The sequence below is a fragment of the Oleiphilus sp. HI0080 genome, assembly GCF_001635135.1.
On the sequence record NZ_LWFU01000904.1, the window covers coordinates 1 to 922 of the forward strand.

Here is a 922-nt window from a genome sequence, read left to right on the forward strand (position 1 = left end):
TTCGTCGGCTTCAGCCTGATAACCTAGAAGATATGATCGCGCTAGTTGCGCTGTTTCGTCCGGGGCCTCTCGAGTCAGGTATGGTTGACGACTTTATCAACCGTAAGCACGGCCGTGCACCGGTGGCTTATCCGCATCCGGATTTTCAGCATGAGAGCCTGAAGCCTATTCTTGAACCAACCTACGGGGTTATCGTTTATCAGGAACAGGTAATGCAGATCGCGCAGGTTCTTGCCGGTTATACGCTTGGCGGCGCGGATGTATTGCGTCGGGCAATGGGTAAGAAAAAGCCTGAGGAGATGGCCAAGCAGCGAGGCTTGTTTGAGTCCGGGGCGATTGATCAGGGTATTGATGGCGACTTGGCGCTCAAAATCTTTGATCTGGTAGAGAAATTTGCTGGCTATGGTTTTAACAAATCGCACTCTGCTGCTTATGCACTTGTTTCCTATCAAACGCTTTGGTTGAAAACACACTTTCCTGCGGAATTTATGGCGGCGGTGCTGACCGCGGATATGCAAAACACCGATAAGGTGGTCACGCTCATTGAAGAGTGTCGCAAGATGAAGCTTGCTATCGTTCTGCCAAATGTAAATGTCAGTGACTATACATTCACTGTGGACGAACAGGGTCAAATTGTATACGGCTTGGGTGCGGTTAAGGGCTTGGGCGAGGGGCCAGTCGAAAGTATTCTAGCGGCGCGTGCTGAAGGTGGCGCGTTCAAAAACCTGTTTGATTTTTGCGACCGTGTTGATTTGCGCAAGGTGAACAAGCGAGCGCTTGAAGCTCTGATTTTTTCCGGCGCACTGGATGAAATTGGCCCGAATCGAGCGCGCTTGATGGCGACGATAGAGGAAGCGATCAAACGTGCTGATCAGAACTCTCGCAATCAAAATGCTGGTATGAGTGATTTGTTTGGCGCTGT

General features: G+C 50.4%; 1 protein-coding gene. It reads left to right on the top strand.

Annotation, left to right across the window (positions count from 1 at the left end; genetic code table 11):
- Positions 1–922, top strand: a 922-nt coding sequence (gene dnaE, locus A3751_RS17860) for a DNA polymerase III subunit alpha (protein ID WP_156492603.1), incomplete at both ends; no start/stop codon positions are given.